This is a genomic window from Mesorhizobium sp. M8A.F.Ca.ET.207.01.1.1 (assembly GCF_004794715.1).
Classification (GTDB): Bacteria; Pseudomonadota; Alphaproteobacteria; order Rhizobiales; family Rhizobiaceae; genus Mesorhizobium.
In genome coordinates, this window is the sequence record NZ_SRUS01000029.1 from 1 (window position 1) to 8,451 (window position 8,451).

General features: G+C 56.4%; 6 protein-coding genes and 2 pseudogenes. 5 read left to right on the forward strand and 3 right to left on the reverse strand.

Going from position 1 to position 8,451, the window contains the following annotated elements:
* A partial coding sequence (locus EN850_RS33195) for a hypothetical protein (RefSeq protein WP_210235381.1) occupies positions 1–302 on the forward strand: 302 nt, incomplete at its 5' end.
* Positions 303–746: 444 nt separating this feature from the next.
* Here the strand turns inward: EN850_RS33195 and EN850_RS37580 are convergent.
* Positions 747–1,600: pseudogene (locus EN850_RS37580) on the reverse strand (saccharopine dehydrogenase C-terminal domain-containing protein); the annotation flags it as partial.
* Between the two features lie 66 nt (positions 1,601–1,666).
* A complete protein-coding gene (locus EN850_RS33205) occupies positions 1,667–2,071 on the reverse strand; it encodes a hypothetical protein (protein WP_127308884.1) in 405 nt (134 codons plus the stop codon).
* A gap of 864 nt (positions 2,072–2,935) precedes the next feature.
* Here EN850_RS33205 and EN850_RS36635 point away from each other — a divergent pair.
* The 4 genes from EN850_RS36635 to EN850_RS33220 all read left to right on the forward strand — a co-directional run bounded on the left by EN850_RS36635 (position 2,936) and on the right by EN850_RS33220 (position 6,962).
* Positions 2,936–3,082, forward strand: coding sequence for a hypothetical protein (locus tag EN850_RS36635; RefSeq protein ID WP_164761583.1), 147 nt, complete (start codon positions 2,936–2,938; stop codon positions 3,080–3,082).
* A gap of 20 nt (positions 3,083–3,102) precedes the next feature.
* Positions 3,103–3,798: a class I SAM-dependent methyltransferase gene (locus EN850_RS33210; RefSeq protein ID WP_127308883.1), complete on the forward strand. Its 696-nt coding sequence runs from the start codon at positions 3,103–3,105 to the stop codon at positions 3,796–3,798.
* A 450-nt stretch (positions 3,799–4,248) separates the two neighbouring features.
* The gene (locus EN850_RS33215) at positions 4,249–5,385 is read left to right on the forward strand and encodes a KamA family radical SAM protein (RefSeq protein WP_127308882.1); all 1,137 of its coding nucleotides are present in this window, start codon (positions 4,249–4,251) and stop codon (positions 5,383–5,385) included.
* Between the two features lie 314 nt (positions 5,386–5,699).
* Entirely contained in the window at positions 5,700–6,962 is a 1,263-nt protein-coding gene (locus EN850_RS33220; RefSeq protein WP_127308881.1) for a D-amino acid dehydrogenase, read from the forward strand.
* 936 nt (positions 6,963–7,898) lie between these two features.
* Here EN850_RS33220 and EN850_RS33225 read toward each other — a convergent pair.
* Positions 7,899–8,451, reverse strand: a pseudogene (locus tag EN850_RS33225) (ATP-grasp domain-containing protein); the annotation flags it as partial.

The window sequence follows — 8,451 nt, forward strand, 5'->3', positions numbered from 1 at the left end:
TCTTGACTATGCTGTATCGCTCGACGGACCGCCTCTGTCGTCGTGGCGCTCCCATGAAGAACCTGGCCCATAGCGCATCCCTTGATTCGGAGGACAAGGATGCCCCATCAAAATCTGGGATCAAACACCTATATCTGCTGCTCATTCGCACAACAATACGCCGGGAAATCCACGGTAATCCATTTGGGTCTGGATGCCTCCTCATGTTTCCATCGTTCACGCTGATGCTGGTTGTTGGTGGCGCAGCCGTTTTGCGCCGCTTTAGCCGTGATGCGGGCGCAGTTCGCCTTCATGCCAAATAGTATCGAACCTGCTAGCCGGTCAGTGCGGGCGCCCACGCCGACCGCCGCTACCATTGTGATGAAAATGTGGAGGCGCGACCCCCACGATCCGGATATCGACTGGTCTGGACCTATTGAGTCACTCAAGCTGAGCATGCAATGTGCCACGCCGCGAGCTATGAGCTTTCGTCAGCAGCAGCTGCAGACTAGTAGTGATGGAAAGACGGAATTACATCTGCCGGTGATCAACCCGGCGACAGAGAAGGTATTTGGCTCGCTGGCCGGAGCTTTCGGCGTCGGCCTGGTCGAAGCGACGAAGCCTCGCTTCGGCAGAGCGAACCCGCCGGGCTTGATTGATAGCGGCGACCCTGCCGACGCCGGCCAATTCCCGACGGACCGGTCGACGAGACGGACGAGAGCGTTGCAGCTCAGATTCTCGGACGACCGTGGCGCAGCGGATGCAGAGGCATAAAGGGCGCCGAAGCGATTGGCCAGAAATTCCGGCAACTTAATCTGCTCCTGGCAGATCAGTCCCTGCTGCGGCAGCCGGCCGTTAGCCAGCAGGTCGAGCACAGTGCGCAGATGCCAGCCGCCGTGGTCGCCTGGATGCGCTCGTCGGCTTGCCGTTGATCACCTGATAGTAAATTTTGTTGAAGTAGGTTTCCTGGATCCGGCGGCCCTGCTTGTGTCCGCTGACAATGACAACAGTTCACGCCCTCGCTCAGACGAAGATCGTGAAGCAGCGCCTTCATTCGGGCGGCGTGACCTGGATAGCGGATACTGCGATAATTCAGCGTCCCCACTCGGGCCTGCAGGGCATCGCATAGTGTGCCCAAACCACCGGAAGTATTGAAAGCCTCATACCGCGCGCCGTCGACAGAGAACTCCTCGTACTCCTCAAGCGCTGGGACTTCCACACGTTGGCCATTGGCGATCGCCTCGCAAGGCTCGCAATCGGTTGATCACCCCATCGGTGCTCCAGGTCAGATTGTCTGCAGCGCGCGTTAGCTGGATACTCTGGCAGAGCGCCCGTGCGCAGCCGCACCGCGTCGACACGGTCGAATCCGGCAGTAAGATGATGCGCTACGATCGAGATAAAGCCGGAGCGAGGACGCATTGTGGGACCGGCGGCCAGCATTTTGCTCTGGCGCGTACTCCCGACATCCTCGGTCAGATCAAGATAATGCACCCCGGCGGCAACTGCAGCACGGGCAATGCCGACAGCTAGACGTAGCGGCACCGCGCGAGCACGGCGAATTTGCCCGCAGTACACTGCACAACTGTTCCGGATCGTCGGCGTCCAGCGTTGCCGTACGCAAACGGGGATGCGCGGGAAGCCTCGCTAGCGAGGCCGCCGTCGCATATGCTGGCTAATGGCCTCTCCTTCAGCGGGCACGCATCGCCAACTCGGATTGCACGAGGTCGAAACGGATGGTCGCGCCGACTTGCCCGCCGATTCCATCTGCACTGTTCCGGATCGTTTCGACGAGGTTTTCGAGAACAGCATAGGGTGTGCAACTCTGTCGGCCTCGATGAAATTTTCCCAGCAGCAGCAAGGCGCAGTGCTTGTCAGGTCGGGCGCAGAAAACCAAGGAGCCACTGTCCTCGATTTCCTGCACAAGGAACGCGTCATCGGAGGCTATGCCCGAAAGCTGCTTGTAAACCCGACGCAGCCTTGGTCGAATTGCGACGTAGTCCTCCGAGGATTCAATAACGCCGGCAAGGGATAGATACGGCAATCTTGCCGAGCTCTGCAGCCATACTTCACTTCCGTCGGCTTTGAGAAACATTTTCAATCTCCCCGTTATTTAGAAGTCCCCAGATCGTGCGGCAAAGACGGTCCTTTGCCGTGACCCGCAGCATCCTCACCCGTTCGCTCTCGCAGCTGAGATCGCGCAGAAATGTCCACGTTAAGGAGGACCCCAATGGTTCTTCCACTCAGGCATTTTGTTCACAAAAGATATGCCCCTTCGGATTTGAATAGGCAAGAAGAGATCTACCAAGTTGCAATAAGTTATTGTTACCTTCGTAATTCTAGCGCATTGTTTTCGTAAAAAATAATAGTCAACAAATTACGGCTGCTAGCTAGCGGTCTGCCTTTGGGCTGGGAGCGCTTCGGAGAGAGCGGATTGGATGGAGCAATCCTCGTGGTGCTCGAAGACCGCCAAAAGCCACTGCTTCTCACCGGCCGGGAGTGGTAACGATTTCATCGAGATGCCATTTGGTGCCACATCAGGCGGCGGAGGAATTGGTTGGCGAAGTGCCGGCTAAACTTCTCGCCCCAGGCGCTGATCGTTGACGCGTGGCGCTGCTGTTGTCCTAGACCATACGCAAACTGAGCGGAAACGCGGAATTGAAGCCGCACCGCACGAGCCATGATCCTGACAAGGAAGAGGTTACAGCGACCGGGCGGATCCAATGCGGGGCGATGACACCTGCTGTCGGGTTCTGTCGAGTATCCGACACTGCGCTTACGCCTGGCTTCCTGCTGAACTCTCATAAGGCATTACAAAGTAAGCAGAATAATCTTTCTAGGCGCTTTTGCGGACAGTTGGCACGAGTTTTGAAACTCTGTCTTCGTAGGCCGGCAGGAGCTGCCGACCGGAGCGGAAAGGGCGGCCAACGCTTGTTCCCAGACACATAGGAGAGACAAAATGCTCGGCACGACCGTAAGCCAGAATTTGAAGCGGCACGGTTTACCGCCCGGTGGCTCGGTCCGGTTTTCATGCGCCGATACGGCAGAGGAAAATATCTGCCGCGCCATTGCGCCGCCGAAGGGATCTGCGCTGCATCCAATCTGATCTTAAATGGAGGAACCGTCATGAAAATCCCCGATCAAAAGTCCGCGATGGACCAAACCGCACGAAAAAAAGGTTCCCATGCACTCGACACGGATGTCGGTTACGTAGCCGAGTATTATCGTGATCGGGCCGATACCTACGATCTCCATGTCGGCAGTCAGGGGTATTGCGGGCCAATCGTCGTGGCAGAGCTGGCGGGAGCCGTGCAGACTGCCTATTTGGCCAAGGAGCGAGCAGCCGTTACAATCCTCGACGCTGGCTGTGGAACGGGCCTTGTCGGTCTGCAGCTGCAACGTCTAGGCTTTCAGTTGATCGACGGGTTCGACCTGATCGAGGAGATGGCCGAAAAGGCCCGACAGACCCGTATTTACCGCCATGTAACAGGCGGTGTAGACCTTAACGGTCCACTCTCGGAATACCCCAACGCGAGCTATGACGTCACGGTCTGCTGTGGCGTCTTCACGCACAGGCATGCCCGACCGGATGGACTGCGCGAACTGGCTCGCGTCACGCGCCCGAACGGCTTCGTCATCGCGAGCACCCGCAAGAGCTATGCGGAGGCGACATCCTTTGAAAATGCTGTGCGGCGTCTGCAGGATGCGGGTCTTCTGATGCCGGCACTTTGTCTTAGCGATGCGAGATACTACGAGGAAAACGCGCATTATTGGGCTTTCCAGGTGCTTGATAAAGCAAGAGCAACGGGTGAGCGGCTGTGACACACTAGCGCAGATCTCGCCGGCGGATCTGACTTTCGATGACCCGAACCGGCACTCGCCGATCGGCATGCGAAAGGCTTTTGACACCGATTAGGCCTAAAGCGGATCCGCGTCCCACGCAGAAACACAGGGGCTAAAGATGTAAAGGCTCTTGAACGTTGCTTGAAGTGCACAGCGTTCGAGAGTGCGGCTGGGCAGAGGTGCCCATTTTTACGCTGCGCGCGCCGTTTCGGCTAACTAAGATTGAAGCTGCGCGGCCATTGCCGAATCCATCTACCGGGGCTTGAGGATTTGAACCCGTCATTACCTCTTTGTACTCCAACGTCCAGAAGGTAAAGTCGGAATACCAGGGCATCTACTTCGGGATTTAGTTCGGAGAACTGATTTTCTCGGAGCCAACCGCATATCGCGAATGTATCTACAGATAAGTGACTCGAATGGAGGTGTGGCATGGTGGCAGAAACGGCCGCAGTAGACACGCGAAACAGCGAATGGGACAGCTGGCGTTGGCAACTTTCAAATAGCATAACCACTTTGGATGCATTGAAGGACCATATAAATGTTACGGCGGAAGAAGAAGAAGTTTTCCGCAAGGTCGGTGAAAAATATGTTTTTCGGGTAACACCCTATTACCTCTCGCTGATCGACAAGAAGGATCCAAACGATCCAGTTCGCCTACAGGCTATCCCTAACATCAAGGAACTTGACGATATCTTCCATATTGATCAGCTCGCCTCATTTCACCGATCGGGTGTAGATTCCGAAAACCCTCTTTGGAAGGAGGGGAAGACCGAAGTGAGTTGCATCGTTCATAGATATCCAGATCGCGTACTGTTTCATATTACCAATCTGTGTGCCATATACTGCAGACACTGCTCACGCAAGGTTCGCGCGGGGCGAAACGCGATCGTCAGCAATCGAGATCTCATTGACAAAGGAATAGCATATATAGCCGAGCGGCCAGAGATTCGGGACGTACTGTTAAGTGGAGGTGATCCGCTGATGATGGGCGACAATAAGATAGAGTACGCCTTGTCAAGGCTCAGGCATCTTCCGCACGTTCAGATAATTCGAATCGGCACTCGAACGCCTGTAACGATGCCACAGCGTATCACGCCCGAGTTCTGTGAAATGATCAAAAAGTACCATCCAATATGGATTAATACTCACTTTAATCACCCCAATGAGGTCACGCCTGAAGCGAAACTCGCTATCGAACGGTTGCTTGAAGCGGGGGTTCCGGTGGGCAACCAATCGGTACTCTTGAAAGGCATCAACGACTCGGTCGAGGTGATGAAAGAGTTGGTCCACAAACTCCTTATGGCGCGTGTGCGACCATACTATTTGTACCATGCGGACTTGGTCCGGGGCGCGGAGCACTTCAGAACTTCAATCAATACCGGGTTGCACATTATTGAGAGTTTGCGTGGGCACACCACCGGTTTTGCCGTGCCGCAATATGTAATCTGCACGCCGCTCGGCAAAACGCCACTCAATCCCAACTACCTGATAGGATCTGGACCTGGGTATATCACACTTCGCAACTACGAGTGGAGAACTTGGAAAGATCCTGACAGAATCGACTAAGGTAAAAGCTCACCGTTGCTCGCCAGAGCCCGCCGCGTGTAGGAAGTGATCTTCGGACCGTTCTGCGCCGACCTCGCCGCGTGCAGCGCCCGAGCCTCTTTCGACTGATGCTGGTCGAGGTCACTGCGCTCGAGTCGCTTGGCCTCTTTTGCGTATGATATCTCGATTCCAAAATTCGAGCCGGTATTGGCATCAGCCGTCGGTGAATGAGAACGTGGTGACGCAGATTGCAAACGCCGGCGCAGCGTGGCTAGGCCCGAATACGGTTGGGCCATTAGAGCCGAACAAAGACTTCTGAAAGGCAGGCACGGAGAATGAAAGTTGTTGTTATGGGAGCTGGCGTCATTGGAAGCACGACTGCCTACATGCTGACAAAGGCTGGCCTTGACGTCATCGTGATTGATCGTCGGGACCGCCCCGGCATGGAAACCAGTTTCGCGAACGGCGGTCTGATGAACCCAAGCGACTCTAGTCCTTGGAACTCCCCCGGCACGATGAAAAATCTCGGAAATATGCTCTTCGACGCCAATTCGCCGCTGAAGATCAAACCGCGCGCTGTCCCTTCGATGATCGGTTGGAGCCTCAAGTTCTTCGCCAATTCCAGGACCCGTGTGCACAAGGCGAACATGATCGCCAACATCCGGCTCGCGCGGCTCAGCCTTGAGACCCTGCGTGCTATCCGCGCAGAAGAGGGGCTCACTTACGACCAGACCGTCCGCGGAACCATGCGAATGTTCCCTCCTCAGGGTCGGATGTCCGAGTTTCTCCAGATGTGCCGGGAGATGGAAGAATGGGGCGTGGTCTTGGAGAAGCTCGACAAGGCTCAGATCCTAGAAAAGGAACCCTGCGTCGCGCCGGTCATCGACCGATACGCCGGCGCTGTTCTGTTCCCTGATGATGAAAGCGGTGATGCTCACAAGTTCACAAAAGAGATCGCGCGAGTGGCACAGGCGTGTGGCGCAAAGTTCTTGATGGACACCGAAGTCCTCGATATCAAGCGGGGAAGCGCGACGAAAATTTCACATATTCATACGACCAAGGGAGAGATCCAGGCGGACGCCTTCGTTCTGTCGCTTGGTAGCTACAGCCCAAACCTCTCGAGCAGGCTCGGCATTCATCTGCCGATCATTCCAGTAAAGGGTTATTCGATCACCGTTCCCTTAAACGGCTGGCAAGGAGGGCCGACACGTCCGATCATGGACGATGGCCTCCATGCGATGATCACGCCTATGGGTGATCGCCTGCGGCTGGGCGGTCGCGCCGAGTTCGCCGGCTACGATACCACGGTAGACATCAAAGAAGGGATGCGCGTCCTTGACGATGGCTTTAGAATGCTGCCGGAGCTCAAGGACCACGTGAATGCCGACTCCGTTCTAAACTGGAGCGGCCTGCGCCCGATGACGCCGGGCGGTCCCCCTGTGATCGGCCCGACCCGCTACAGCAATCTGTTCCTGAACACCGGCCATGGGCCGCTCGGCTGGACGATGGCCTGCGGGTCGGCCCGCATAATTACAGATTACATCACTGAGGGCCACCTGACGAGCGAAGCGGTCGCACCGGAAGACTATGCGCTCTGAACGCGCAGCATCTCAGGGCGCGAATAGGAGGCCCGAACTGCTGCTCTTCAGCGGCTCGTCGTTGGGACTGGAGTTACTAGAGGGAGCTCTGAAAAGCGCAGCGCCAGCGTGTAGGTCCCAAGATCTCCAGCGCGGAAGATGCCGACTGATGGCATCGCTCTCGACCTACCATGACCGTCGTATAAGCGGATCGATGGCGCCCGCACTCGGGGCGATGTTCGCGATCTGCGACGCGTCCGAGTTCTACGGCTATTGCGCGTCGGCAGTTAGCGAAGGCATCGACGTGAACCCCAACAAGATCCGGCGCCTATGCGCGCATGATCTGCAGCAAAGATGTGGCGCGCTTTGGCCAACCTTCCGAATCTGGTGAAGCAGATCATACCGGCCGGTCCGGACCAGCTCTGGGCTTGCGGCATGCTATGTCGCGCTGCCGACCTGCTTCGTCTACGTCGCCGTGCTCCTCGATGCTTGGTCGCGCTTGATTGTCGGCTGTGCGCCTGACGGTCGCTGCGTTGATAGCTGCCACCAATCGGAGAAGACCAACTCCAAACCCAATTCCTCATTCATGGTCACGGCTCGCAGTGTGCTGCAGGTATCTACCGGCTGTTCTTGCCGAAGGTCTGACAGGATCGGTAGGCCAATGACAACGCCGAGAACTTCATTGACACGCTAAGGTCGAGGCCCTCGGCTTCGAGACGTTGAGCATCTTTGCATTAACTCGATGAGTGCGGCGACTACGCCGCGATTGACTTCTTCAGTTCCGACGCGTCATTGGCAGCGCATTGGGGAAACCGTAGCTGCAAAGCGCCGCTGAATATAGCCGCGCGCCATGAGACAGTCGTCGAGCGGACATGCGGCTGATGTTTTCCTTGCTGGCGATCCTGTCAGAAGCCCCGTCTCTCTCGTGCTCTCAATTGCCCCAATGTTTGGCGATGATTACCCTTCACCCGAGGGCACCTGCGCAGGTGCGGAGACATGAGAGGTCGCTAATTGTTCCTGTTCCATTGGAAATGGTGTGATCGACCAACGAATTGAATCAACGGCACGCTGAACTATTGCGTTTGTCCGAGCACGGCTGGGTGATGCGGCGAGGACATATCCGATGTAGTCTCGGTAATCGCCTTTCCTGACGATCGGCGTCTTGGGTTTAATATACAGTTTCGCCTCGACGACGCCTGGTATGGCAGCCGCTCGACTTTCGCCATCGATCCAATCCAGGATACCATCGCGATCAGGAATCAGGAGCCGGGCGGTCGCAACATGCGAATGCCTCTTGTGCAAATTCCATTCCTCGCCGATCACGAGCTTGATGTGTTCGGTGACAAGATCGATACCGTGAGCCGCCTCAATCGTTTGGACACTGCCACCAAGACGCGGATTGACCTCAATCACGACTGGCCCACGCTTGGTCCACCGCAGTTCTACGTTCGTTGGCCCCCAGTCAAGGCCGAGAGCTCGCAAACAGCTCAGCGAAGCATCGGCAATACGC

Excerpts from the sequence above, each read along its gene's own strand:
- EN850_RS33205 (WP_127308884.1), bottom strand. The coding sequence starts at position 2,071 with ATGTTTCTCAAAGCCGACGGAAGTGAAGTATGGCTGCAGAGCTCGGCA.
- EN850_RS36635 (WP_164761583.1), top strand. The coding sequence starts at position 2,936 with ATGCTCGGCACGACCGTAAGCCAGAATTTGAAGCGGCACGGTTTACCG.
- EN850_RS33210 (WP_127308883.1), top strand. The coding sequence starts at position 3,103 with ATGAAAATCCCCGATCAAAAGTCCGCGATGGACCAAACCGCACGAAAA.
- EN850_RS33215 (WP_127308882.1), top strand. The coding sequence starts at position 4,249 with ATGGTGGCAGAAACGGCCGCAGTAGACACGCGAAACAGCGAATGGGAC.
- EN850_RS33220 (WP_127308881.1), top strand. The coding sequence starts at position 5,700 with ATGAAAGTTGTTGTTATGGGAGCTGGCGTCATTGGAAGCACGACTGCC.